Genomic DNA, 24946 nt, shown 5'->3' on the forward strand with positions numbered 1-24946 from the left:
CGCCTGCCTTCTACTGTCACATGTTCTTGCTGACGGTGGCCGCCATTTCGTCCGCAGCAGTGATCACCTTGGAGTTCATCTCATAGGCACGTTGTGCGGAGATGAGCTCGGTGATTTCCTTCACCGGATCGACGTTCGAGCCTTCGAGGTAGCCCTGCTGGAGATAGCCAAAGGACGGATCATCCGGGGCGCCGACCACGGGCGAACCCGATGCAACGGTTTCCTGGAACAGGTTGTCGCCGAGTTCCTTGAGACCGGCTTCGTTGACGAAGTTGGCGGTCTGTATCTGACCAAGCTCGGTCAGGTCCGTGGCACTGCCGATGCGGGCGAAGACCTGCCCAGAGCGGTTGATGGTGACTTCGGTCGTATCGACGGGAACGGTGATGTTCGGGACCACGCGGGCACCATTGATGGTGACGAGTTCGCCGTTCTCGTTGGTGTTGAAGGCGCCGTCACGGGTGTAGACCGTGCTGCCATCGGCCGCTTCAACCTGGAAGAAGCCACGGCCGATAATCGCGACGTCAAACTTGTTGCCTGTCGCGACGAGGTCGCCTTCGGTATGCAGATTGCGAACCGCAGATGTCTTGACGCCGAGGCCGATATTGATGCCCTCGGGCACGGTCTGCTGGTTGGCGACATTTGGGACGCCAGCCGCGCGGTCCGTCTGATAAATCAAGTCGGAGAACTCTGCCTTTGCGCGTTTGTAGCCTGTCGTATTGATATTGGCGATGTTGTTCGCGATGACCTCGAGATTGGTCTGCTGCGCGTTCATGCCGGTGGCTGCGATAGAAAGAGCTCTCATGACGCGTCCTCAGATTGGCATTTTGACGATTTCTAGATAGGCCGACACGATCTTGTCGCGAAACGCCATGGCGGTTTGCAGGGTCTGGTCGGCGCTCATCACCGCCTCGACGACCTCGCGGGTCGAGGCCTTGCCGAGCATGCCGTCCATCGACTTGGTCTCGGCGGCCTTCAGACTGTCGGCGAAGTTCGTGCCGACGGAATTCATGAAATCAGAGAAGTTCACGCCAGTCGGCGCGGTTTCGGCGATGAGCGGGGTTGCTTCGGTTTCCGAGGCGTTGCGCGTCGCTGCCGAAAGCGCCGATGTGAGCGAGCTGATAGGATCAACTATCATGATGACGACCTCAGAAGATCAATGGTGGAGTTGATGAGATCGCGCGCCTGGCGGATCGACTGAAGGTTGGCCTCGTAGGAGCGATTGGCCTCACGCATGTCGGCCATTTCGACGAGGACGTTCACATTCGGATATTTCACCACGCCATTGACATCAGCCGCGGGGTTGCCCGGATCGTATTCGGTGCGGAAATCGGACTTGTCGACACCGATCTTCTTGATCTCAACCGTATCGACGCCGGCTGCACGATCCAGTTCCTGTGCGAAGGATACCGTCTTGCGGCGGTAGGGATCGGCGCCGGGAACGTCGCCGGTCGAGCGCGCGTTGGCGAGGTTTTCAGAGACCACCCGAAGGCGCGAAGACTGGGCTTCGAGGCCAGAGGCAGAAATCTTGAGGGAAGCGACCAAAGGATCCATCTATCAGCCCTTTCTCACGGTCATCAGCATCATCTTGTTGAAGGATTTCACGATCGCAGCGTTGAGATCGTAATCGCGCTTGATCGAACCCTGCTTCATCAGCTCTTCGGACAGATTGACCGAGTTGCCCGAAAGCTGCGTCGCGCTGCCTTCATTGACTTCGGATTCGACCACGAAGCTGTCGGTCGGGTTCTCTGTGAAGTGAAGCGGATTGGTCGCCTTCATAGGCAGCTGCGTGTTTTGCAGCACGTTGTCGAAGGCGGTTGTGTCCTTCGCGCGAAAGCCCGGCGTGTTCGCGTTCGCGATGTTGCCGGAGATGAGGGTCTGCCGGGTCGAGAGCCATTCGGCCTGCCGGGACGCCAATGTAAAAAGCTGGATTGATTCCATCACTGTCTCCGTCGTCATGACTGACCCTGAACCTACGAGGACAATCTTGCGCGGGACTTGCTGAGATTAAGACTTTCTTAACCTAAGAAATTTCCATTATAAAACAATTACTAAGCTAATTTTCGGTAGCGACGTAGGTCGCTCCGCCATCCGTGACCAGAACCCATTTTCCATCACGCTGCTCAAGGTCGGCGACCTTGGTCCGGTCCGGTAGCACGTCGCCCTTGCGCACAACGAAGATGCCCGTTCCATCCTCGATCATGGCTTGGTCCTTGATTACCTTGAGCAATTTGAAGTTCCTCGGTGCTGACGGAAATGGCTGGGCCGGCAGGACTTGCTCGGTGTCAGTCGTCGGTTCTTCCACGGCCGGAACGGTGCCGGTCACGATATTGTCCTCGAGAGGTGCCAGGGCGGTCTTGCGTTCCTCAATGCCATTGGCATCGCGATCCAAGGTCGACCTGCGTGAGGGGACCGCCGCGTCGCCCGACACCATTGCCCTCAGGGCCTCAAGGCCGAACTTGTCCTCGTTGACAAAGACGTACCAGGGGAAGAAGGCTGCCGCCAACGCGATCAGGGCGCCGGACCAGCCGATGATGCGGTCCGTTGTCCAGAATTTCTTCTTCCGGACCGGAAGCGGCGGAACGGGTTCGTCTGCGTCGAAGTCGGTCATATCACCGTGGCCGTGTCATTGCGCCGGACTGTGGCGCCGCCTGCGCGGCTGCCTTGAGCGCTGTTGCGAGGTCGGCGAAGCTGTCTCTTGCGGGCTTCTCGCCGGGGGTCTGTTTGAGAATTTCGTAGATGATGGGAACCTGCTTGACCGCGATATCGAGATCTGGATCCGAACCCTGTCGATAACCGCCGATCAGGCGAAGATCCTTGGTTTCCTCGTAGCGATGGACGAGCGCTTTCAGCCTGCCGACCAGCTTCTCCTCCTCCGGCGTCCAGGCTTTGCGGGCGAGACGCGAGATGGAAGCGAGCGGATTAATCGGCGGATAGCGCCCCTCCTCTGCCAGCGAGCGCTCCATGACGATATGACCGTCCAGAATACCGCGGGTCGAGTCGGCGATAGGATCGTTGTGATTGTCTCCATCGACTAGGATGGAGATGATGGCGGTGATCGAACCGGTGCCTTCCGGACCCGGGCCAGCACGCTCGAGCAGCTTCGGCAGTTCCGTAAAGACCGAGGCGGGATAACCGCGCGCAATCGGCGGTTCCCCGGACGCTGTCGCAACTTCACGGATCGCATGCGCGAACCGTGTGACGCTGTCGACAATCAGCAAAACGTTATCGCCCTGGTCGCGGAAATGTTCGGCAATGGTCACGGCCGAGAGCGGCGCCATCTTGCGCAGCATCGGGCTTTCGTCCGACGTCGCGACCACGGCTACCGACTTCTTCAGATTTTCACCGAGCGTGTCCTCGATAAATTCGCGCACTTCGCGACCGCGCTCGCCGACCAGCGCGATGACGACCTTGTCAAACGCATCGGCACGCGCCAGCATGGAGAGCAGCGTCGACTTGCCGACGCCAGAGCCGGCGAAAATGCCGAGGCGCTGGCCAAGGCAGAGCGGCGAGAAAATATCGATCGCGCGCACGCCTGTCTTGAAGCCCTTCGTGATGCGCTGCCGCGTCATGGACGGCGGCGCCGTATTCGAAATAGCGCGGCGATGAGGCCCGCTCTCGAGCGGCCCGAGCCCGTCGATCGGCTCACCGAGCGAATTGATCGTCCTCCCGCACCAGCTTTCCGCCGGCGACAGCCGGAACGCCCCGCGCCGAAGAATCAGGTCGCCGATGCCGATGGGCTCACCCGGTTCGATCGGGCAGACGAAGGCGATATCGGGCTCTACCCGCACGACCTCGCCGAGATGAACACCAGTCCGGGACTGGTGCGCCACGAATTCGCCAAGCCGCAACTGGTGTGAGAGGCCGGTGACCGTATAGTGCCCAGCTGCGATCGTCTTGACGCGACCGCCCTGTGCGACCAGCATTTCGGGATGGCTGAAACGGCCGAAGATGGTGGCTGCCGCCGCCATCTTCTTGCTGTTGCCTTCGTTGTCCTGGAAATCGAGCAAGATCTATCCCCCGGCGTCAGCCTGCGCCGCCCAGCGTCTTGATCGCATCGGACATGCTTGTCTCGCTGTCGCGCATCAGCTGCGTGACATTCTCGAAGGTGCGTTGCACGGTGATCAGCTGCGTCATTTCCTGGATCGGGTTCACATTGCCCTGCTCGACGAAACCCTGCACCACTCCTGCCCCGGCGCGGTCAACGACCGGCTGCGGCGCCTGCGACGGAATGATCGCGCTGTTGCCGGCGCGGATGAAGTTCGGACCGATTTCCGCCTCGAAGAGGCCGAGGGATGCGACCGGCCTGCCGTTCTGATAGAGCGTTCCGTCCTGCGAGAGATCGGGTGCGCCGAGCGCCGGGTCGAGCGTGATCGGTCCACCCCCCGCGTCCAGGACCGGGTTGCCCTCGAGCGTTACGAGAGCGCCGGTATCGAGGATGGAGAAGCGGCCGTCACGCGTGATCGCGGAACCCGACGGCGTTTCGATCGAGAACCAGGTGTCGCCCTTGGTGGCGAAATCGAGCGGGTTCTTCGTCTGAGTCAGGCCACCATTGCGGGTCGAGACGTATTCCTGACCCTCATTGACATACGCAACACTCGTCCCTTCCGCATTTGTCATCACGTCGTCGAACTTAAGCTGCGTCGCGCGGAAGCCGACGGTGTTCATATTGGCCAAGTTGTCGGCGATGGTGGTCATCCGTCGATCGAGCGCGATCTGGGACGACAAGGCGACATAGAGACCCGACTGCATGGTCTTTCCCCCGTCCGGCAATCATGGCCGGCGAAATAGCGTGCACTATATGGATGGAACCCGCTCGCGAGCGAACGCACGAATGCCGGTTTCCCACCCTTTCCTGCGGCCGAATCTGCGAGGATTTGCTTGTGCGAACCTGTCGGGATTTCTCGGCTTAAAAGGCCCTTCCGAACAGCTTCACGCAAGGCAGATTCTCTATCCCGGAAGTCCAAGATACCGTAACAGGCACGGGCTCCATTTCATGAATATCATCATCGGTCTGGTCATCGTCTTCGGCTGCATCATCGGCAGCTTCATGGCCAGTGGCGGCCATATCGACGTGCTCTGGCAGCCCTATGAGTTCATCGTCATCCTGGGCGCCGGCTTCGGCGCCTTCATTGCCGGCAATCAGATGAAGGTCATCAAGGATTCCGGCAAGGCGCTGGGTGAAGCCTTCAAGAACAAGGTTCCGAAGGAGCGCCAGTATCTCGACACGCTCGGCGTGCTCTACTCGCTGATGCGCGACCTGCGCACCAAGTCGCGCAACGAGATCGAAGCGCATATCGACAATCCGGACGAGTCGTCGATCTTCCAGACTGCGCCGACGGTGCTGAAGAACAGAGAGCTGACGGCTTTCATCTGCGACTACGTGCGCCTGATCATCATCGGCAATGCGCGCAGCCATGAAATTGAAGCGCTGATGGACGAGGAAATCGAGACGATCACGCATGACAAGATGACGTCCTATCACTCCATCCAGGCGATGGGCGATGCCTTCCCGGCTATCGGTATCGTCGCGGCCGTTCTCGGCGTTATCCATGCGATGGGTGCGATTACGGAGCCGCCGGAAGTTCTCGGTCACCTGATCGGCGCCGCGCTTGTCGGTACCTTCACCGGTATTCTGGTGTCCTATTGCATCGTCAACCCGATGACGTCGATGATCAAGGCGGTCCGCACGAAGCAGAACCGGCTCTACGTCATCGTCAAGCAGACCCTCATCGCTTACATGAACGGCTCGGTCCCGCAGGTGGCTCTGGAATATGGACGCAAGACGATCTCCTCCTACGAACGCCCATCGATCGATGCCGTCGAACAGGAAATGATGAACCCCGGCGGTGGCGGCGAGAAAGCGGCCTGATAGAAAGTCAAGGAAGTTGAAGCAATGACTGCTCGCAACACCCTCCCAATAGACCCGAAACTGCTGGCGATCCTGACCGGCGACCTCGGCGACAATTCCAGGATCGGCAAGACCTGCTCCGACCTCGGATCGGTCTTTGCCGCCTTTCTTCCCGATCTCATCGAGACCGAGACGAACCTCAAGTTCAGCTTCGCCTACGAATATTGCGAGACGGGACTGAAGGACGACCTGATCGGCGATCTCGACGACTTCATGGTGCTCATCGACGGTTCGCTCAAGAACTGGTGCACCGATTTCACCATCGCAGTCCCGTCCCAGGTGATTGTCGCCATGGTGGAGTGCCTGCTCGGAGGCGATCCCGACAGCCTCATCGAACCGATGGCGCGTGCGGCATCGAGCATCGAGCTCGAAATGGCGCCGATGATCACCGACAAGATCTCGTCAGTGTTGAAGTCGGCGGTGAATGCACCCGGCAATTATGAACCGATCCTCTCCAAACCCTACAATGTCAAAGACAAGCCGAAGCATCCGGACGACTATGTCGATCCGTTTGCCGCGCTGGTTCGAATCAAGGTGGAGTTTGGCGCGCTGACCAGCCATTTCTGCGTCATCGTTCCGCACAAGAACCTGCTCAAGACCGAGGTCAAGGCACCCAAGGCGACCAACGCCGCCAGGGCGTCCGTCGAATGGGCCGACCTGCTCAAGGAACAGGTCAAGCGCTCCGACGTCCGCGTCGAGGCTCGGATCCATCTCACCCCGCTTCGTCTCGGCGCGATCTCCAGGCTGCAGGCCGGCGATGTCATCCCTTTCCTGGAGAAGGGCGACGTCAGCGTCCAGGTCAGCGCCAATGGCCGCGATCTCTACGACTGCGAGTTCGGTCGTGCGGGTGAGCGGTACACGGTTCGGGTCAAGGATACGATCGGCGGCGAGACAGACCTGCTGAACGATCTGATGGCCAAGCCCTGATTAATCTCAATCTCTTTTCAAACTAAAGCCCGGCGCAAGTTACAACTGGAATAATTCACATCATGGCACCGAGAAAAGCGAAACTCGACGAACAGGACGCTCCCGGCAACGATCTGGAGCTTGACCAGGCTATCGACGATCTGCGCGGCGTGCTCAAGGCCGACGAGCAGGGCGGCGGCGATTTCGGCATGGACTTCCCCGCGGCGGACGGCAGTGACGCCTTCGGCGGAGACTTCGGTGCTGACACGGACAGCACCTCCTCCTTCGGCGGTGATTTCGGCGCCGATACCAGCTTCGGCGGCGGCAGCGACTTTGGCGGCAGCCTGGGCATGCCGGACATGGCGATGTCCGAGCCCGGCAGCGCCATGACGTCGAATCTCGACCTGATCATGGACATCCCGATCGATGTCCAGATCGTGCTCGGTTCGAGCCGCATGCAGGTTTCCAGCCTGATGAACCTGACCGAAGGCGCGACGATCGCCCTCGATCGGAAGATCGGTGAACCGGTTGATCTCATCGTAAACGGTCGATTGATTGGCCGTGGTGAGATAACTGTACTAGAAAATGATGAGACCCGATTCGGCATTAGGCTGATCGAGGTCATGGCTGTCAAAAAGACCTGACAGTCAGACTTGGAAACAGCCGGGATGATCCCGGGGAGGTTTTCGTAATGTTCGACTTCGATAGTTTTGAGAACACGGGAAGCACCCTGTCGCAGCCTGAAAAGGCAGCGGCGGTGCTCCTTGCCATGGGCCGCGGGGTTGCGGGCCGGCTTCTCAAATACTTTACCCAGGCCGAACTGCAGGCCATCATCCAGTCTGCGCAGACGCTCCGGACCATCCCGCCGAACGAACTGCTCGACCTGGTCACCGAGTTCGAGGATCTGTTCACCGAGGGCGCTGGCCTGATGGACAACGCCAAGGCGATCGAGGCCATTCTCGAGGAAGGCCTGACGCCCGACGAGGTCGACGGCCTGCTTGGCCGCCGCGCCACCTTCGAGCAGTTGGAAACCTCGATCTGGGACCAGCTCGAAAGCGCCGATCCGACCTTTGTCGCGAAATATCTGCTCAACGAGCATCCTCAAACCATCGCCTATATCCTGACGATGATTCCGTCCTCTGCCGGCGCCAAGGTGCTTATGCAGATGCCGGAAAGCCGTCGCCCCGACATCCTCAATCGTACTGTCAACCTAAAGGAAGTCAGCCCCAAGGCGGCCCAGGTCATCGAGAAGCGCGTACTCGACATCATCGGCGACCTCAACAAGGAACGCAATTCGGTCGGCAGTGTCAGGGTCGCCGACCTCATGAACCAGCTCGACAAGACCGAGGTCGAAACATTGCTCGATTCGCTCGAGGCGCTCTCCCGCGATGCGGCGATCAAGGTACGGCCGAAGATCTTCCTCTTCGAAGACCTGCTGCTCATGCCGCAGCGCAGCCGCGTCCAGCTCTTCAACGACATTTCTGCTGATGTCATCACGATGGCACTGCGCGAAGCCGCGATGGATCTCCGCGAATGTGTGCTCTCGGCGATCGGCGCGCGCCAGCGCCGCATGATCGAGGCCGACCTCGGTGGCACTGGTCAGGGGGTCAACGCCCGTGCGATTGCCATGGCGCGGCGTTCGATTGCGCAGGAAGCAATCCGGCTGGCACAGGCCGGCCAGATCCAGCTCAAGGACACGGGCGAGTCGGCAGCGGCCTGATCGGACCGAGGGAGTTTGACCCATGGCCGACGGTGCCGACAAAGAAAGTAAAACAGAGCTACCTAGTCAAAAGCGCTTCATGGAAGCCGCCGAGAAGGGCAATACGCCCTTTTCGCGCGAAATCCCGGTCTTCGCTTCGACGCTCGCGATCTATATCTACCTTCTCTTTTATCTGCCCTCAGGTGTTGCCCACCTCTGGGAAACGTTGCGCGACCTGTTCGAGAAGCCAGACCAGTGGCACTTCGAGAACGGCCAGGACATCCTAGCGCTCTTCATGCGCCTCGGCTGGGAGTCGACGGCGATCATCGTGCCGGCCTTCATACTTATGGGGTCGTTCGGCATCATCGCCTCGATCTCCCAGAACCTGCCCAGCCTGATCTTTGATCGTATCGAGCCCAAATTCTCGCGACTCAACATCGTGCAGGGCTTCCAGCGCATCTTCGGACTGCCGGGCCTGGTCGAATTCGGCAAGTCGCTGTTCAAGGTCCTCGTCGTCGGTGTTATCGTCACGCTCGCGCTGCGCAGCGAATTCATCTCCTCGATCGACGCGATGTACGCCGATCCGAACTTCCTGCTCGCCCGTCTCACGTCGGACGTGAAAGTCATCCTGATCATCATGATCCTCGCCACGGCCACGGTCGGTGTCGCCGACTATTTCTGGACCCATCATCAGTGGTTCACCGAGCTCAAGATGACCAAGGAGGAAGTGAAGGAAGAGCGCAAGCAGATGGATGGCGACCCCATCATGAAGCAGCGCCAGAGATCCTTCGCGCGTGATCTCGCCCGCAAGCGCATGATGGCCGCGGTGCCACGCGCCACGATGGTCATCGCCAACCCGACTCACTACGCCGTGGCGCTCCGCTATGTGCGCGAGGAAGACGCAGCCCCGGTCGTGCTCGCCAAGGGCACTGACCTAATCGCCCTGAAGATCCGTTCGATTGCCGAGGAAAACGGCATTCCCGTCTTCGAAGACCCGCCGCTGGCCCGCTCAATGTTTGCGCAAGTCTCGGTGGATAGTGTCATTCCGCCGGTGTTTTACAAGGCGGTCGCTGAACTCATCCAGCGCATCTACTCTTCGAAGAACAGATCCAGACGGGCGAGCCTGAATTAATGAGAAAAACTGCGCATTCTGCCGAACGCGAAAAGATCGTCGCGGAAGCCCTCTCCCCTGTGGCAACCGAACTCAGACTGATTGACGCAGCCGATCTCGTATCACTCTTGCGCTATGAGCGGTGGGGCAATATTTCCGACCTCGTCACTTCGGCCGCGGAACTCTATTTCCTGCCGGGCACCGTCAGACTGGGTGCCGGCGGCGACTACCGCCTCGACTGGGACAGCAAGCCCGAAATCCTGCTCGATCTCGAATTGAAGCCCGATGGCGTAACGATCTACGCGAAGCTTTCGCTGGCGGATGTCCAGGCCGGCGTTGAGATCAATCACATCACCTTCCACCGGCCCTCCGTCGATGCCGACACGGATACCGCATTCCTCGCAAAAACGCTGTCGGAAGCGCGCTTCGTCGTGAAATCCGACCGGCCGCGCGGTAGCGAAAGCAGCCACTGAACCCAAAAGAAAATCAGGCGATATAGCCGAGACGAATCGCCTTGGCGATCGCCTGGATCCGGTTGACCGAGTCCAGTTTCATCGTCGCGGTCGCCAGATAGGCGTTGACGGTGTGGACCGAGAGGCGGAGTTTTTCGGCCACTTCTTCGCTGACAAGTCCATCGCCGGCGAGTTGGAGGCAGGCAACTTCGCGGCTGCTCAGCACATCGTCCGGCGACGTACGACGTTCATCGAGGACGAGCAGATCCATCATCAGCTGATGGCTGCGGTCATGAAGGTCGACCACGGCTTCGCTCGTAAGGTCGAGATAGTTTGCGGCGAAAAGGACATAGCCATTGCCCATGCCGCCGAGGCGAATGGGAAAGGCCACGCCACAGACCGGAAGATGCCGCACCTTGAGGTGGCGGACGAAGCCTGAAAAATCGGCCATCTCGGCAGTCTGGTTGTCCTCTGTGCCGTTCCACAGCAGAGGCAGCGACGAGATTTCGAGATGCTCAAGCAGCGCCTCACCATAGCTCTCCATCAGCTCGGTCGCCGTGATCGGACTGTCGGACGAGAAGTTGTCGATGATCAGGGATAGCTTCCGGCGGCCCGGCAGCCCCGAATTGTTCATCTTGAAGACGGCGAAGTTCCTGGCATGCGCGAAGCGCTGCATCGCGATCAATCTTGGGAAGAAGTCGGCGCGGCTGGCCTGCCGGCCCGGTCGCTTACCTGAATCCCCCTTCCCCTTCCCGTCCTTCATCGTCACGTGCGCCCTATACGAGATTGTTTCGAACGGCATAGGCGATGGCCTCGGACCGGGTCCGCGTGGCCGTCTTTCGCATGACGCTCGTGATGTAGTTGTTGATGGTGTTCTTGGAGATGCCGATGATCGTGGCAATCTCGTCGCTCGTCTTGCCCTCGGCGATCCAGTAGAGGCATTCGAGTTCGCGGTCCGTGAGTTCGAGCTCCCGGCCGGTCTTCACCTGCTCACTGAAGAGCAGGCTGGCGAGATAGCTCGTATAGACGCCGACCGCCCTCAGTCCCTGCTGTGAGAGAATCATGTCCACCGGGCACAGCAAGATCAGGCAGTAGCGAATGCGTCCGACATTGAAGGCAATCGAGCAATATTGATTGCTCGCCCCCTTGGGCAGACCGGCCGCGTCCGGCAGCATCGAGAACTGCGGCTGCAGCACGGACAGACATTTGTCGAGTTCCGTCGCCCTGTTGGTATCGGCCAAGAGCGGCACGCTCTTGCGCACCAGATCAAACGGCCAGTCCGAAGCAATCACGTTTTCGAGCGGAGTTCCGGCATTGGCATCCTGGCGCATCAGCAGATAGCCCGATGCTCCGACGTAATCAGACAAGGCCGTAAGGCCCTTTGAAATATCTAATGCCTCTATGGCATCGGAAAGGCGCGACAAGAGCTGATCATACGTCATCACTCGATGACCCCGCGCCAGCATCGACCCGACCATTCCATCTTTTGGCAATTCACTCGCTTTGTTTCCTAACACCTCGCCCACCGCATCGCTGGCTAAAGGAACTTCAACGCCCTCCAAGATGTGCCTCGATCGTCATGACGAAGCCCATCACCGGTTGCAACCACACATATCAAAACTGGCGACAAAGTCACCGGAAACCCGCCTGGCGCGCCGCATCCTCGTTTGCGAATCGCCTGCTTCAGTGATGTTCTGATTCGGTGTCGAGTTCAACGAAATATTAAAAATCCGGAAACGTCTCAAAAGGTCGTCAACACTTGAATTCTCTACCATGAGATTTCGCAGCTGGCTTAAACAGGTGAATGAATTCTGCAAAAATGAAAGGCGGCTGTTAAGCCGCCTTCTCGTTCGCTGCCCATTTGCGAAGGATCTTTGCCGCACGTTCTTCGGAAAGATCCACCATCCGCGAGAGTCGCCGTTCCGGGCCTTCCTTGACGCGCTTGGTGATACCACCGACATCGTCGTCGGCGGTGAGGAGATCCTCCGTCGAGTCAAAGCCGAAGTCCGAACCGAAGCCTTCCATGAGGGTGGAACCATTTCCACCCACGGTCGGCGGCGAGAAATCGGGCAGTTCGAGACCGGCAGTTTCGCCGAGAGGCACAACCCCCGAGGAGTCTCCGATCCTTGCAGCAGCCAGTTCGGGGCCGCCGATGACGCGGATGAGCGGACGGAAGCCGAGGAAGACGATGAGGAAGGCGACGACAATGAAGGCGAGCGCATTCATCATGCTGCCCATGTTGCGCATGAAGATATCCATGAAGCCATCGGCGGCCGGAGCTTCGGCGAGCAATTGGCTCTCGAGGAAGTCGATGGCCGTCACGTTGATCGTGTCGCCGCGCTTGTCATCGAGGCCAACGGCCGAAGAGACGAGCTTCTGCATCTCGTTGACAATCGAGTCATACTTCGCCTGGTCGAAGGGCTCGCCGGCGAGTTTCGCGATGCGACCTCGATTGACGACGACGGCGATAGACAGCTTGTCGATCTGGTAGCCGTTGCGGACAGTGGCAATCGTCTTCTGATTGATTTCGAAGTTGGTTTGCTCTTCCTTCTTGTCGTTCTGGTCGGACGACTTCGGACCAGAGGTCGTCGAATCGTTGCCTTGCGGAACGTTCTGCTCGACAGTCGCGGCCTCGTCGGCGCTGACCTGCTCGGACTTCTGGTTTTCCTTGGTGACGCGCGTGGAGCGTTCAACCTTCGATTCGGGGTCGTAGACCGTTTCCTGAATCTGCTGCGCGTCGGTATTGAGCTTCGCCGTCACCGAGGCGCGGAAATTGTCCATGCCGAGGAAGGGCGCGAGCGCCTTGTCGATGTTGCTCTCGAGTTCCATCTGGACGTTTTGCGCGATGTTCAGCGCGCGGTTCATAGTCGAATTGGTCGGATCGTCGCCAGATGCGAGCAACTGACCGGCCGAATCGAGGATCGTCACGTCGTCCATCGAAAGGCCGGGAACGGCCGACGCGACGAGGTGACGGATCGAGGCAGCGGCACTGCGTCCGGTCGTCTGCGACGCGCGGATCATCACCGAAGCCGTCGGCTTCTGTTCAGCTTGGCGGAACGAGCCGCGGTCGGCCATGACGATGTGGACGCGCGCGGCCGTGACGCCGTCGATTGCCTGGATCGTGCGGGCAATTTCGCCTTCGAGAGCGCGGACCCGGGTGACTTCCTGCATGAACGACGTCAGGCCGAGCGAGCCGACCTTGTCGAAGAGTTCGTAGCCGGCATTGTTGGAACTGGGCAGCCCTCGCTCTGCAAGAAAGAGCCGCGCCTTGCTGGTCATGCCGACCGGCACCGAGATCGACGTCCCATCGCCCCCGACCTGGAAATCCATGCCGCCTTCCGAGAGCGCGACGCTCACCTGGTTGAGGTCGGTGGTCTCGAGCCCGATATAGAGCGTTTCATAGCCCGGCTTGTTGACGTAGTAGGTGCCGAAGAACACCATTCCGATGATCGCAACGCCGACAGCGCCAAGCGCCAAAAGGCGGCCGGGACCCAACGAAGCCAGATTTTTCAGGATTGCCGTAAGCTGGTTCAACAGATTCATTCTGTTCTCACGCGGTTGCAGAGTCGTGCCGAGAGATCATTTCTCAGCGCCAAGCTATGCCTTCAAACTTGCGCGAAGGTGATCTTCAGCCGATGCGATCGGTCCTGAACTGAAGTCCAAAATGGGAGGCGATGCCGATGGCGCAGGCCACAGGGTCGGCGAGCGACGTATCGACCTCCAGATCGTAGCGCACTCCGACATGAACGCGGGGAAACTGCCAACGCGACAAACCGAGCATGCGGTCGCCTCTCTTTAGCTCACGGTCTTCCAGCACGGCCAGCGGCGCAAACACTCCGACCTTCAGGAAGCGTATCTCGGAAAGGAGGGCTTCATATTCGCTCAATCCGCCATCAAGAATGACATCATCAACGATCAGATTGTTGCCGGCGCCAGCCATAGCGGCTACCGAAAGCCTCATTCCCTTGAGAAGGCGTCGACCAGCCGCGCCAATTTCGATCGCGATCTGCGGCTTGTCTTCATCGATCTCGTTCCGACCGAGGAACCCTTCAGGGTCGTCGTGAAACCGATCTGGGAACATTTCAAGGAAGGAATCCAGAGCAACGTGGAGCCAAGGCTCGGACAATACGTTCTGGAGAGCCCGCGCCAGGGAACTCTTGCCGGCGCTGCCGGCGCCGTTAAGCAGAATGACGGTCGCTGCCATTGAGAACCCCTGCCCGCTATCCCGAAAGACATGCGGACAAAGGCTAGGATAGTGCCGAGGTCCTTGCAAGAACGACGTGAGCGGCGTGTTCAGAACAGGTCGAAATCGCCGGCGGCGCGATTGAGCGGCTGCGAATGGCCGTGGCGGAGACTGCCACCGGAAAGCGCCTTCTGCATGTCGGCCAATTTCACGAGATTGAGTGCCGTGGCGACGTCGACGAGAAGTTCTTCGGGAACGCTTGCGGCGATCGTGTCGATGAATTCCGCGAGGCCGCGAGCCTTCTGGACAGCGAGATCAATGCCCTGCATCACCATCAAGCGTTCGGCAACACCGAGTGGTGTATTATGGCTGTCCGATATGGTCGGCTCGATCCGCTCGATGAGATAGGCGACGTCGTGGAGTTCGGCCACGATCCGCATCAGGATGTCGGGAAGCGCCTCTTCATGAGGAGCCATTTTAGACGCAAAACTCGACTGCATACACGACACCTGGGGTTAGAAGAATTCGATCGAACTCTCGGCGGGTTTGGGAGCGGCGACGGGGCGGATTTCCTGTTGGACGGTGCGCTGCGTTTCTGCGCCAGTCAGTGCGTATTGGCGAGCGCGGCCCGAAACGGGCCAGAATTCGAGCTTTCGGCCGGCATCGCCTCCCGTAGACGCGCTGACGATCTGGATGCCTTCGTCGGCCAGGAAGCGGGTCGCGAAATCCGCGTTCTGCTGACCGACATTGGAGAAGGAAGCAATGGTCTTGGCTCCGCCGAATATCTTGGCCTCGAGGCGGTCGCGGCGCGCGCCCTGCTTCAGGAGGCCGTTGATCAGCAGTTCCATGAGATGCACACCGTAGCGGGAAACGTCGCCACCTTGCGCCAGGGCATCAACCGAGCCAGGCAGCAGAAAGTGGTTCATTCCCCCGACGCCGGTTACCGGGTCGCGCAGGCAAGCCGCCACGCAGGAGCCGAGAACCGTCGAAAGCACGACGGTGGGGTCGTTGGAGACCTTCCACTCGCCCTGTATGACATGCATACGCCTGAAACCATCAACATTCATTTCAACGGTCCAAAAACTGCTTCGATTGCCGCCTTCATCTTTTCGATGGTGAAGGGCTTCGCCAGGACGTTGTTGGCACCCATTTGTGCCGCCTTCTGCACCAGCGCCCGGTCGCCCTGGGCTGTCAGAATGATGAAGGCCGCCTTCTTGGTCGCTGGGTTGGCCCTCACATTCTGGAGGAAGCCAAGACCATCCATCTTCGGCATGTTGAAGTCAGAGATCACCAGGTGATGCGGCGTCTGGGCCATGATCTGCGACCCCTGAAGACCATCGCCTGCAGAGGTGATCTGCTTGAACCCGAGTTGCGTCAGAGCATCACTCAGTAGAAGCCGGCTGGTGACCTGATCGTCGACGATCAAGACCTTGATTTTTTCAGCTAATGACATTTAGTCGCTCCCTTCTTTTCGGGCGGCTGTTAGTTTCAGTATCTCCTCCCCGATGCCACCGAGTGGTAGCTGCGTCTCTACAGCCCCCAACTCGAACGCCACGCGGGGCATTCCGTAGACAACGCAGGTTTTTTCGTTTTGCCCTATTGTCCGGGCGCCTGCATGCCGCATTTTCAACAGACCCGAAGCGCCATCGCGCCCCATGCCCGTCAGTATGACGCCGACCGCATTGCGGCCTGCGAGTTCTGCCACCGAGTCGAACAGCACATCGACCGATGGGCGATGTCCATTGACCGGCGACTTGTCGATCAGTCGGCAGGAGGGGGCGTGTGCATTGGCGACCGTCAGATGACTATCGCCCCCCGGCGCGAGATAGATTCGCCCGATCTCCAGTCGCGCGCCGTCGGTCGCTTCCTGAACCTGGGGCGCGCACAGTCTGTTCAGCCGGTCCGCGAAGCTCTTGGTGAAGGTCGCGGGCATGTGCTGAGTGATGACCGTTGGAGGGCAATTAACCGGAAACTTCTTAAGAACCTCTATAAGAGCCTCGACGCCGCCTGTAGAAGAGCCGATCGCGACCACCTTGCGGCCCACCTTATAGTCGGGGGGTGCATTGGTGTTGGCCACGGGCGTAGGCGGCTCGACCGGCTTGCGCGTGTACTGGTAGCGTGCGGCGGATTTCGCGGCCGCCTTCACCTTTTCGATCAACTCGTGGAACGGACGAATATCGCCCGGGGCCGGCTTGCCGACGCAATCAAAGGCGCCGATTTCCAGCGCGGCGATCGTCGCTTCCGCACCGCGCTGGGTGAGTGACGACACCATGATGACGGGCATCGGCCGGAGCGTCATGATCTTTTCGAGGAATTCGAGACCGCTCATGTTCGGCATCTCGATGTCGAGCGTCAGGACATCCGGGTTCAGTTCCTTGATCTTGGCGCGCGCCTCGAGCGCATCACCACACTGGCCGATGACATTGACTTCGGGATCCGAATTGAGAACAGCCGTGATCATGCCCCGCATCGTGGGGGAGTCATCGACAACGAGCACTCGTGCAGGAGCCATCAGACCTTCCCCCCGAACTTGCCGTTGAAGCGATAGGTCGTGATCCCGGTGTTGTCGAAGGCGGCCTTGGCATCACCCGAAACGCGCTCGGAGTGACCGATATAGAGATGACCGCCGACGGGCAGCAGCTCGGCGAAACGCGACCAGATACGCATCTGCGTCGGCTCGTCGAAATAGATCACGACGTTGCGGCAGAAGATAACGTCGAACTTGCCCTTGAACGGCCATGCCGCCATCAAGTTGAGCTCGTTGTAGGTGATCAGTCGCTTCACCGCATCGGTGACCTGATGCTTGAGCTTTCCGTCGACCGTGACGTCCTGGAAATACTGCTTGCGCATCTGCGGGCTGACGCTTTCGAGCGAAGCCGTGTCATAAGCGCCGAGACGGGCAGCCGCGAGGATCTTGGGATCTATGTCGGTCGCGAGAATCTTGAAATCGTAGTCGGCGATGTTCGGGCAGACGCTGAGCGCGGTGAGCGCGATCGAATATGGCTCCTGACCATCGGAGCTTGCGGCGGACCAGATTCGTGCGCGACCGCCTGCTTTTACCCGATTGACGAGTTCCGGCAAAACCTCGGTCCTGAGATGGTCGAAGTGATGATTCTCGCGGAAGAAGCGCGTGAAATTGGTGGTCAGAAAGGACAGCATTTCCCGGCGTGGGGCGCTGCCAGCGGGAGACGCGACAAGCTGGCAATATTCGCGGAAATTGCGCAGGCCAAGCTGTCGGATGTGCTTTGACAGGCGCGAATAGACGAGCGACGCCTTGGACTCGTTGAGCGCAATGCCTGCATCAGAATAGATCATCGACGCGATTTCGCCGAGATCCTTGCGCGTCAGAGGGAACTCCCCGGCTGCGAGGACCTCGTCTGGATTGCGCCGCTGGTCAATGGCTACATTCATGTTATGCCGCTTCGCTTTCGGTTTCCGGGAAGATCGCCTCGAGTTCGATGAGGCAGATCATGCGCCCTTCCATGGCCAGGATGCCCCGCGCAAAGGATCGCTCGGCGTCAGAGGCGATTTCCGGCGTGGGCTGAATATCGTCGTCGGTAACGGTCAGAATGTCCGACACGGCATCGACCAGCAGCCCGACGACCCGGTCGCGAACCTGGGCAACGATAATGACGTGGCGGGCGGTCGGCTCGGCAGGCTTCATACCGAGACGGTGTGAGAGATCAACGATCGGCAGGACGGCGCCGCGCAGATTGATCACACCCTTCATGTAGGAGGGTGTGTGCGGCATGGGGGTCGCCGTGGTCCAGCCGCGGATCTCGCGCACGGACATGACATTCACGGTAAATTCCTGATCACCGATGCGGAAGGCGATGAGCTCCCGACCTCCGTGCGAAAGGGTTTTTCCGGTAAACGACATGTGTTCCGATCCTGTCCTTGCTCTTCTTGCTCGCTATCAGCCCGTGGCTGCCAGCGCGCTGTCTATTCGTAGTGCCTGGCCCCGCGAGGCGGAGACGACCGCATCGACATCCAGGATGAGCGCGACGCGGCCATCACCAAGGATGGTGGCTGCGGCGATACCCGGCACATGGGTGTAGTTTGCCTCAAGGCTCTTAATAACCACCTGACGCTGACCCTGAATCGCATCGACCATCAGCGCGCGTTGTCCGCCACCTTCCGATTCGACGAGAAGGGCAACGCCCTCGACCGGATTGGCCGGCTTGGCGCGGTAGTTAAGGATGCGCCCGACATCGACCAGTGGGCAGAAGGAATTGCGGATTGCGATCAGCTTCTGGTTCGCACCGAAGGAATGGATCGCAGCCGCCTCAGGCTGCAGCGTCTCGACGATCGCGGTGAGCGGGACGACGAGCGTCTGGTTTGCGACGGTCACGACCATGCCGTCGAGCACCGCAAGGGTGAGCGGCAGCGACATGGTGAAGGTCGAGCCATGGCCCGGGCGAGAATGGATCGAAATGCGGCCGCCCAATGCCTGAATCGAGCGCTTGACGACGTCCATGCCGACGCCGCGGCCGGAAACGTCGGTGATCTTGTCAGCCGTCGAGAAACCCGGCGCGAAGATCAGGTTGTCGATTTCCTCGTCGGAAAGATTTGAATCGGCCGGAATGAGGTCGTTGTCGATCGCCTTCTGGCGGACACGCTCGCGATTGATGCCGGCGCCGTCGTCGGCGAGCTCGATCACGATGCGGCCTGACCGGTGCTTCGCCGTCAGGCGCACGGTGCCTTCCACAGGCTTTCCAAGAGCCTCGCGCTTTTCCGGTGACTCGATGCCGTGGTCGACCGAATTGCGAATCATGTGCGTCAGCGGCTCGGCGAGCTTGTCGATGACGGTCTTGTCGACTTCGGTGTTCTCACCTTCGGTCACCAGGCGTACGGACTTGCCGACCATGTCGGCAACTTCGCGGACGATACGCGACATACGCTGGAAGACCGGCTTTACCGGCTGGGCGCGGATGGCCATGACCGAGTCCTGGATCTCGCGGGTGAGCTGCTGGAGCTCGTCGAGACCCATATTGATACCCTGGGTGCCGCTCTGGTCATTCTCAATGACGCTCTGAGCCAGCATGGCCTGGTTGATGACGAGCTCGCCGACGAGATTGATAAGGCGGTCGACTCGGTCGAGATCGACGCGGATCGTCGGGTTCGCACCGGCGGCGTCGCCACTGTTCTGCTTGGCCGCGGGAGCTTCCTTCTTCTCCGCACGAGCTGCCTGTCTCTCGGATGGCTGGGATGCAGCAGCCAATTCCTGCGCCTGCACGGCAGCCATTACGGCTTCGACGTCAGGCAGATGATCGTTGTTCGACACTGCAGGCTCGTCATCGAGCATCGCGAGGTCGAACGGAACGGGCTGCATCGGCAGCTCTTCTTTCTGAGCTTCTTCCTCGACTTCGCCGTCTCCAAGGAGCTTGATGTCCAGATCGCAATCCCACTCAGCGAATTCGAAGACCTGGCGGATGGCCTCTTCGCCCTTCTCGGTCTTGATCCAGATCTTCCACGAGAAATAGGCAGCTTCCGGCTCGAGCGTGTCGAGGTTCGGCAGGCTGGACATGTCGCAATGAATGCTCATGTCGCCGACGCGACGGAGATCGCGGAGCAACAGTGCTGCGTCGTTACCCTTGGTGTAGAGCTCCGAGCGCGGCTTGAAGAGGACCTCGTAAGTCGGAATCGTCGTCGCCCGCTCTTCGTCGGAGCCGAAGTCGTCAAAGGAGAACGGGATCGGCTGGAAGCCGCTCTCATCAGTCGCTGCAGGCTTGGCAGTTGCTGCGGCGACCGGGGCGACCGCTGCGGGCTTCGGAGCCGGCGCCGCCTTGGGAGCGGCCTTTGCCGGCGCTTCATGACCGCCGCCGATACTTTCACCATGGGCGAGCGCTTCGAGATCGCGAACCAGACCGGTGGTACGGCTCGGATCGATCGAACCGCCATCGCGCGCGGCATTGGTGAGGTCGGCGAGCACGTCTGCCGACTTCAGCATCACCTTCATGACATCAGGACCGGGGTCGAGCTTGTTGGAGCGGACGCAGTCGAGCGTCGTTTCGAACACGTGGGCAAAGGCCACGAGATCGTCGAGGCCGAACGCGCCAGCTCCTCCCTTGATGGAATGAACGGCCCGGAAAACGGCGTTGACAGTCTCGGAGTCGGTCTCGCCGTCATTCATCTTGAGCAGACCGGATTCCAGTTCCGCGAGCTGTTCCTCGCATTCCTGGAAAAAGATCTCTTTGATTTCGTTCATATCCATAGGAGAAACTTCCCGGTTAGACGGTTAGGCAGTCACGCGTTCGATGGCATCGATCAGCTTGGTCGGATCGAACGGCTTGACGATCCAGCCGGTAGCGCCCGCCTGACGTGCGCGGTTCTTCTTTTCCGCATCGCTTTCGGTCGTCAGGACAAGGATCGGGATCGCCCGATACTTGTCGTTGCGACGAACGCCTTCGATAAAGCCGAAGCCGTCGAGGCGCGGCATGTTGATGTCAGTGACGATCACGTCAGGATTGCACTGTTCAAGCACTTCGAGGCCTTCAATACCGTCTTCCGCTTGAATGGTTTCGAAACCCGCATTGTTGAGGGTAACGAGGAGCATGTTCCGGATCGTCCTGGAATCATCCACCGTAAGGACTTTTTTCTTCATCAGTTGCTCTCCTTTGCCAGCATGTGATCGTAGTTCACACCTGCAAGCTGCATGGTCTTCGTCAATGCGTCTGACATTTGGGAGAATGTCAGGCTGTGCTTTTCCTCCTCCCAGGTCTTGGCGGCCGACATGAGTACCTGGATGCACAATGCGCCGACCCGCTCCACCGCCGAGGCGTCGATCGTGAGATCGCTGCCGCGTTCGGCCATGAGTTGCGAATGCAGGCTGCCCGCCGCATTGAGATCGAGCACATTGTCCAGGCTGAGTGTCTTGGCGGCTGATGCCTTGCGCTTCATGTTCTTGTTCCCTTGTTGACCTTCATCGCGAACGCAAAAGCATCACGACCCCTGCGCTGCTGGCTATGGTCGAGGACCTGCCGTGCGCCCTGCCAGAGAATGGTGTCTCGTGGTTCGGTCGAGCCGTTCCGCCGCGCATTCATCATCCGCGCGCCCTCCCGCCGAGAGCGAGGCGTACCGGTTCGGCAAAGGCCGCGCCGAAGACATCGTCCTGCTCAGGTTCCGGAGCCGACACAGTGGCAACCTTGGTGGAGGATGGGGCCGCCGCCTCACGCCGCTTTTCCAGACGAAACTCGCGGATCGTCTTGCCGAGTTCGAGAATGACCGTGTGCAGATCGCCGGACATCGACCGGGTCTCCGCCGCCGTCGCGCCAAGCGCCTCGAGATCTGTGCCGAGTGCCGAGACACTCTGCGTGATCAGGCCGATGCCGGATGCTGTCTCGCCGGCGTCGGTGACGATGGAGACGATCATCTCGTTGATCTCCGAAACCTGCTCGACAATGCCGCCGATCGCTTCCTGCGTACGAGCAACCATCTGTACGCCACCGTCGACCTGGGATTTTGTGGTCGTGACAAGCTGCTTGATCTCGCGTGCGGCATCAGCGGAACGCTGGGCCAAGGCACGGACTTCCTGGGCCACGACCGCAAAACCACGGCCGGATTCACCTGCCCGGGCAGCCTCAATACCGGCATTGAGGGCCAGGAGGTTGGTCTGGAAGGCGATGTCGTCGATGACACCGATGATCTGGCCGATGCGTTCAGCAGACTGCTCGATGTCGGACATGGCGGATATGGCTTCGCTAACGACGCCACCGCTCGCCTGTGCGGCCTGCCGGGCCTTGCCCGCGGCACGTTCTGCCGTGCGGGCACCTTCCGCGCTGCGGTCGGCCTTTGCGCGGATACTTACCAGCATCTCGGTTGCCACACGTGATTCACGAGCGGCGGTCGCAGCACTTTCGGCAAGCGATGTCGCGGAAAGCGCGATGCGTCCAACCTGGTTCTCGGCCCGCGTGGTATTCTCGCCCGCACCGGCAAGCGCCGATCGCAAAGCGCCGATCGCGTCATCGAGGTCCGCAAAGACCTCGGCGCAGCCTTCGGGCAGCCCGTCGAGCCCGTGGCCGGAAAGATCCTTGTCCGCAAGACGGGCGGAGAGAACGGAAATACAGCGGCGTGTTTCGTCGGCGTGGGTCGAACGCAGGGCGGCGAGGGACTGCTGCTGGCTGAGGCGAAGGTCGTTGAAGCGCAGCGACACCGCGATTTCAAGGTCGACAAGCGCAGTCCGCAATACGGCGGTCACGAGTTCGGCGAGCTTTGCCTGCCTGGCGGCGGCGTTGCCGAACATGGATTTCGGCCAGAATTCGGCGATCAGGCCGGAGAGGAAATGTTCGAGGATCACCGCATGACCCGCGACATGCCAGCGCGGATCGAGGCCCATGCGGCGCTCTGCATCGGCGAGCACTTTCACACGCTCGGCATAGAGCGCGTCGAAGCGGGCGTCGGTGAGGACTTCCCAGTGGGAACGGTTGAGATCGTGGAGCCGCTCGAGTTGCGCGTCGCTGTCGAAATTGCGCGCCGCATCGGGGAAGCTCTGGAAACGGTGAAAAAGATCGCGCAGCGCGGTCTTGAGATGTGGCAGCAGCAGGTTGCGATGATCGCGCAACAGGGCGGCCGCCGGCTCGTCGAGACCAGCAAAGCGAAGTCGGCCGTTAAGGCTCCCGCCTTCCCGCCGGTCACTTCCTGCCGATGTCGGTGCTTCTTCCAAGCCCTTAACCCCGCCTACGCCACGCCCGCCGGCAGCCCATGCCGGCGCATTGATGAACAACCAGCCTGCACGCCTTTCCCGCCTCTCTTGGCGATGAGGGAGCAAGACCGAGATGGTCTTTCATTTTCGAGAAATCCGGATTGGACCGGGACGACGATGCGGCATCATGCCTGGGGACGGTTTTCGGCCCTTTTCGGCGTGACTTTAATCTTTATGGTTAATTCCTTGCTTGAAGGTTAACGTCGGGTGGAGAGGTCTGGTAAGAAAAAAATAAATCCTAATATAAGAATTCATTAGCCTTTCGGAAGTATCGAAAGCTGCACACTCTCCTCAGGCCGTCAGGCTCGCGCAAGCTTCGATCGCTATGTCTTCCCATTGCTATGTTGACGATGCAGTCACATGAGGAAGAGAAATGATCGTTCTCGGATTGAGCGCCACACTGATCGTGGCTTCGACATTGGTCGCGCTGATCATGTTGCTCGGCATTGATGTCGAGCGTCAGTCGGCCAGCGAACGGCTGTTCTAGGCTCGTAGCGGAGCTCGACCTGCGGCCCATGAGCGTGGGATGTCCCTCCTCCCGCACACATCCTGCACGCCATTTTGACAGACGTGCCGCGACGCGATAACCCTTGGCCCATTCTCATATTGGTTATCGCAAGTCCCATGAGCGTCGCATCCGTCAAAGCATTCTTCTCCGCATACGCCCCGGATATCAAAGTGCTCGAACTCGATGTCAGCACCGCCACAGTGGAACTGGCGGCTGCCGGCCACGGCGTGGCGCCCGACCAGATTGCCAAGACACTGGCGATCCGCGTCGGCGAGGAGATCGTTCTGCTTGCTACCAAAGGCACTGCCCGGCTCGACAACAAGAAGTTCAAGGCGCATTTCACCACGAAGCCGCGCATGCTGCCGCTGGATGAAGTGGAGCGCGAGACCGGCCATCCGGTCGGTGGCGTCTGCCCCTTCGGCCTCGCCAAGCCGCTCAAGATCTATTGCGATGTCTCGCTAAAGCCTTTCGACGAAGTCGTGCCGGCTGCCGGTGGCGTGAACGCTGCGGTCAGGATCGCGCCTGCGCGCATGGCCGAACTGACGCGTGCGGAGTGGGTCGATGTCTGCGAGTGAGGCAGTACCGCTTTCGGGGGGTCAGTGCCGAGCCGCGCGAGCGCTGACGGATGTTTCGCGCGCCATGCTGGCCGATATGTCGGGGATTTCGGAGACAGTCATCGACGGTTTCGAACGCAAGCTTGTCGAACCAGACGATCAGGTTCGGGCCAAGCTACGTCACGCTCTCGAGACGTTCGGGGCACTTTTCTTCGATGATGACAAGCACGGCGGGCGTGGCGTTCGTCTGAGATTCAATTCCGTCGAGGCCGCTCGCATCGATCGGCTGGAGAACGAAGGTGGGCCGGCCGGCGAAGACGACGTCGCCTGACCAATCCGGTCAGGCGAGATCCGGCTGAACGGGCCGGGGGATGCGGCTGTTGGGGTCGATCTTGAGGCGCTCGTCGCGTTGGACTTCTTCCGGATTGTTTTCTTTCTCGCCGTCCGGCGCGATTGTGACGGGAAGCCCGGTTTCCTTGTCGATCTGCATGTCATGCGCATTGCCGCGCACCGGTTCGTCGCGCTTGCCGACGCCATGACTTCTGTCGGATTGGGTCATCGTGATTCTCCTCAAAATGCTGGCGGCCGGGAGCGCCGCGTTCGGAACGTGCGCTCCCGGCCTTCGATCCGTCAGTGGAAGGAACTGCCGTCGGCTTCCTCGATTGCGTCCTGCCCCTTCACAGAGAGCTTCACGCGACCGCCTTCGACGCCTTCGACATTTGAGAGGCTGATGAAATGATGATGGCTCTGATGGCCAGGATCGTTCTCGTTGCGGGTCAGCTTGATACGGCCGCCTTCAACGCGGTCGACAGTGCCCACATGAAGGCCATCTGCGCCAACAACGTCTGCATGTTCGCGGATTTCGGATTCGTTGATCATGGGTGTGTCTCCTTTTGCCAGAAGGGAACGCGGAACTCTGGAAAA

The 24946-nt window shown here is 59.9% G+C and carries 31 protein-coding genes; 8 read left to right on the forward strand and 23 right to left on the reverse strand.

Annotated features, from left to right (window positions below; translation table 11 throughout):
• Nucleotides 1-16: 16 nt before the first annotated feature.
• The 7 genes from flgG to flgF form a co-directional block, all read right to left on the reverse strand.
• Nucleotides 17-802 carry a flagellar basal-body rod protein FlgG gene (gene flgG / locus AC2YI2_RS00955; RefSeq protein ID WP_487384544.1) on the reverse strand — a complete coding sequence of 262 codons (786 nt, stop codon included), beginning with the start codon at nucleotides 800-802 and terminating at the stop codon, nucleotides 17-19.
• A 9-nt stretch (nucleotides 803-811) separates the two neighbouring features.
• The gene (fliE, locus tag AC2YI2_RS00960; protein ID WP_487385269.1) at nucleotides 812-1132 is read right to left on the reverse strand and encodes a flagellar hook-basal body complex protein FliE; all 321 of its coding nucleotides are present in this window, start codon (nucleotides 1130-1132) and stop codon (nucleotides 812-814) included.
• On the reverse strand, nucleotides 1132-1551 hold the full coding sequence (flgC, locus tag AC2YI2_RS00965; RefSeq protein WP_487384545.1) for a flagellar basal body rod protein FlgC: 420 nt from the start codon (nucleotides 1549-1551) through the stop codon (nucleotides 1132-1134). Before flgC ends, fliE begins: the two co-directional genes overlap by 1 nt.
• 3 nt (nucleotides 1552-1554) lie before the next feature.
• A complete protein-coding gene (flgB, locus tag AC2YI2_RS00970) occupies nucleotides 1555-1938 on the reverse strand; it encodes a flagellar basal body rod protein FlgB (protein ID WP_487384546.1) in 384 nt (127 codons plus the stop codon).
• A gap of 115 nt (nucleotides 1939-2053) precedes the next feature.
• A complete protein-coding gene (locus AC2YI2_RS00975) occupies nucleotides 2054-2608 on the reverse strand; it encodes a flagellar protein (protein ID WP_487384547.1) in 555 nt (184 codons plus the stop codon).
• 1 nt (nucleotide 2609) lies between these two features.
• Nucleotides 2610-3968 carry a flagellar protein export ATPase FliI gene (fliI, locus tag AC2YI2_RS00980; protein ID WP_487385270.1) on the reverse strand — a complete coding sequence of 453 codons (1359 nt, stop codon included), beginning with the start codon at nucleotides 3966-3968 and terminating at the stop codon, nucleotides 2610-2612.
• 55 nt (nucleotides 3969-4023) lie between these two features.
• The gene (gene flgF / locus AC2YI2_RS00985) at nucleotides 4024-4749 is read right to left on the reverse strand and encodes a flagellar basal-body rod protein FlgF (RefSeq protein WP_487384548.1); all 726 of its coding nucleotides are present in this window, start codon (nucleotides 4747-4749) and stop codon (nucleotides 4024-4026) included.
• Nucleotides 4750-4993: 244 nt separating this feature from the next.
• On the opposite strand from flgF, the gene motA reads away from it, so the two are divergent.
• The 6 genes from motA (at nucleotide 4994) to AC2YI2_RS01015 (ending at nucleotide 10097) form a co-directional block, all read left to right on the forward strand.
• On the forward strand, nucleotides 4994-5869 hold the full coding sequence (motA, locus tag AC2YI2_RS00990) for a flagellar motor stator protein MotA (protein ID WP_487384549.1): 876 nt from the start codon (nucleotides 4994-4996) through the stop codon (nucleotides 5867-5869).
• 24 nt (nucleotides 5870-5893) lie between these two features.
• Nucleotides 5894-6835, forward strand: coding sequence for a FliM/FliN family flagellar motor switch protein (locus tag AC2YI2_RS00995; RefSeq protein ID WP_487384550.1), 942 nt, complete (start codon nucleotides 5894-5896; stop codon nucleotides 6833-6835).
• A gap of 62 nt (nucleotides 6836-6897) precedes the next feature.
• Nucleotides 6898-7458, forward strand: a complete 561-nt coding sequence (gene fliN / locus AC2YI2_RS01000; RefSeq protein WP_487384551.1) for a flagellar motor switch protein FliN — start codon at nucleotides 6898-6900, stop codon at nucleotides 7456-7458.
• A gap of 47 nt (nucleotides 7459-7505) precedes the next feature.
• On the forward strand, nucleotides 7506-8534 hold the full coding sequence (locus AC2YI2_RS01005) for a flagellar motor switch protein FliG (RefSeq protein ID WP_487384552.1): 1029 nt from the start codon (nucleotides 7506-7508) through the stop codon (nucleotides 8532-8534).
• A gap of 22 nt (nucleotides 8535-8556) precedes the next feature.
• The gene (gene flhB, locus AC2YI2_RS01010) at nucleotides 8557-9645 is read left to right on the forward strand and encodes a flagellar biosynthesis protein FlhB (protein WP_487384553.1); all 1089 of its coding nucleotides are present in this window, start codon (nucleotides 8557-8559) and stop codon (nucleotides 9643-9645) included.
• Nucleotides 9645-10097 carry a hypothetical protein gene (locus tag AC2YI2_RS01015; protein WP_487384554.1) on the forward strand — a complete coding sequence of 151 codons (453 nt, stop codon included), beginning with the start codon at nucleotides 9645-9647 and terminating at the stop codon, nucleotides 10095-10097. The genes flhB and AC2YI2_RS01015 overlap by 1 nt, the downstream gene beginning before the upstream one ends.
• A gap of 13 nt (nucleotides 10098-10110) precedes the next feature.
• Here AC2YI2_RS01015 and visR read toward each other — a convergent pair whose 3' ends face one another.
• From visR to AC2YI2_RS01085, 14 genes are all read right to left on the reverse strand, one after another.
• Entirely contained in the window at nucleotides 10111-10839 is a 729-nt protein-coding gene (visR, locus tag AC2YI2_RS01020; protein WP_487384555.1) for a transcriptional regulator VisR, read from the reverse strand.
• Between the two features lie 13 nt (nucleotides 10840-10852).
• The gene (gene visN / locus AC2YI2_RS01025) at nucleotides 10853-11554 is read right to left on the reverse strand and encodes a transcriptional regulator VisN (protein WP_487384556.1); all 702 of its coding nucleotides are present in this window, start codon (nucleotides 11552-11554) and stop codon (nucleotides 10853-10855) included.
• Nucleotides 11555-11909: 355 nt separating this feature from the next.
• Entirely contained in the window at nucleotides 11910-13619 is a 1710-nt protein-coding gene (fliF, locus tag AC2YI2_RS01030; protein WP_487384557.1) for a flagellar basal-body MS-ring/collar protein FliF, read from the reverse strand.
• Nucleotides 13620-13704: 85 nt separating this feature from the next.
• A complete protein-coding gene (locus tag AC2YI2_RS01035) occupies nucleotides 13705-14280 on the reverse strand; it encodes a chloramphenicol phosphotransferase CPT family protein (protein ID WP_487384558.1) in 576 nt (191 codons plus the stop codon).
• Between the two features lie 89 nt (nucleotides 14281-14369).
• Nucleotides 14370-14759 (reverse strand): chemotaxis protein CheT, encoded by a 390-nt coding sequence (gene cheT, locus AC2YI2_RS01040; protein ID WP_487384559.1) that lies wholly within the window; start codon nucleotides 14757-14759, stop codon nucleotides 14370-14372.
• 15 nt (nucleotides 14760-14774) lie between these two features.
• Nucleotides 14775-15326 (reverse strand): chemoreceptor glutamine deamidase CheD, encoded by a 552-nt coding sequence (gene cheD / locus AC2YI2_RS01045; protein WP_487384560.1) that lies wholly within the window; start codon nucleotides 15324-15326, stop codon nucleotides 14775-14777.
• Nucleotides 15323-15712, reverse strand: coding sequence for a response regulator (locus AC2YI2_RS01050; RefSeq protein WP_487384561.1), 390 nt, complete (start codon nucleotides 15710-15712; stop codon nucleotides 15323-15325). The genes cheD and AC2YI2_RS01050 overlap by 4 nt, the downstream gene beginning before the upstream one ends.
• Complete coding sequence (locus AC2YI2_RS01055; RefSeq protein ID WP_487385271.1) at nucleotides 15713-16774, reverse strand: protein-glutamate methylesterase/protein-glutamine glutaminase; 1062 nt, start codon at nucleotides 16772-16774, stop codon at nucleotides 15713-15715.
• Nucleotides 16771-17670: a protein-glutamate O-methyltransferase gene (locus tag AC2YI2_RS01060; RefSeq protein WP_487384562.1), complete on the reverse strand. Its 900-nt coding sequence runs from the start codon at nucleotides 17668-17670 to the stop codon at nucleotides 16771-16773. The genes AC2YI2_RS01055 and AC2YI2_RS01060 overlap by 4 nt, the downstream gene beginning before the upstream one ends.
• 1 nt (nucleotide 17671) lies before the next feature.
• A complete protein-coding gene (locus tag AC2YI2_RS01065; protein WP_487384563.1) occupies nucleotides 17672-18139 on the reverse strand; it encodes a chemotaxis protein CheW in 468 nt (155 codons plus the stop codon).
• A 36-nt stretch (nucleotides 18140-18175) separates the two neighbouring features.
• Entirely contained in the window at nucleotides 18176-20473 is a 2298-nt protein-coding gene (locus AC2YI2_RS01070) for a chemotaxis protein CheA (RefSeq protein WP_487384564.1), read from the reverse strand.
• 24 nt (nucleotides 20474-20497) lie between these two features.
• Nucleotides 20498-20863 carry a chemotaxis response regulator CheY1 gene (gene cheY1, locus AC2YI2_RS01075; protein WP_201651997.1) on the reverse strand — a complete coding sequence of 122 codons (366 nt, stop codon included), beginning with the start codon at nucleotides 20861-20863 and terminating at the stop codon, nucleotides 20498-20500.
• Nucleotides 20863-21159, reverse strand: coding sequence for an STAS domain-containing protein (locus tag AC2YI2_RS01080; protein WP_487384565.1), 297 nt, complete (start codon nucleotides 21157-21159; stop codon nucleotides 20863-20865). The genes cheY1 and AC2YI2_RS01080 overlap by 1 nt, the downstream gene beginning before the upstream one ends.
• Before the next feature lie 142 nt (nucleotides 21160-21301).
• Nucleotides 21302-22921: a globin-coupled sensor protein gene (locus AC2YI2_RS01085; protein ID WP_487384566.1), complete on the reverse strand. Its 1620-nt coding sequence runs from the start codon at nucleotides 22919-22921 to the stop codon at nucleotides 21302-21304.
• A 663-nt stretch (nucleotides 22922-23584) separates the two neighbouring features.
• Between AC2YI2_RS01085 and AC2YI2_RS01090 the strand changes: the two genes are divergently transcribed.
• Both AC2YI2_RS01090 and AC2YI2_RS01095 read left to right on the forward strand, forming a co-directional pair.
• The gene (locus AC2YI2_RS01090) at nucleotides 23585-24043 is read left to right on the forward strand and encodes a YbaK/EbsC family protein (RefSeq protein ID WP_487384567.1); all 459 of its coding nucleotides are present in this window, start codon (nucleotides 23585-23587) and stop codon (nucleotides 24041-24043) included.
• Nucleotides 24030-24353, forward strand: a complete 324-nt coding sequence (locus AC2YI2_RS01095; RefSeq protein ID WP_487384568.1) for a helix-turn-helix domain-containing protein — start codon at nucleotides 24030-24032, stop codon at nucleotides 24351-24353. Before AC2YI2_RS01090 ends, AC2YI2_RS01095 begins: the two co-directional genes overlap by 14 nt.
• A gap of 9 nt (nucleotides 24354-24362) precedes the next feature.
• Here the strand turns inward: AC2YI2_RS01095 and AC2YI2_RS01100 are convergent, their stop codons facing one another.
• Together AC2YI2_RS01100 and AC2YI2_RS01105 are read right to left on the reverse strand one after the other, a co-directional pair.
• The gene (locus AC2YI2_RS01100; protein ID WP_487384569.1) at nucleotides 24363-24581 is read right to left on the reverse strand and encodes a hypothetical protein; all 219 of its coding nucleotides are present in this window, start codon (nucleotides 24579-24581) and stop codon (nucleotides 24363-24365) included.
• A 71-nt stretch (nucleotides 24582-24652) separates the two neighbouring features.
• Entirely contained in the window at nucleotides 24653-24901 is a 249-nt protein-coding gene (locus tag AC2YI2_RS01105; RefSeq protein WP_487384570.1) for a DUF2171 domain-containing protein, read from the reverse strand.
• Nucleotides 24902-24946: the final 45 nt, after the last annotated feature.

It is taken from the genome of Rhizobium sp. SRI_017 (assembly GCF_057586295.1).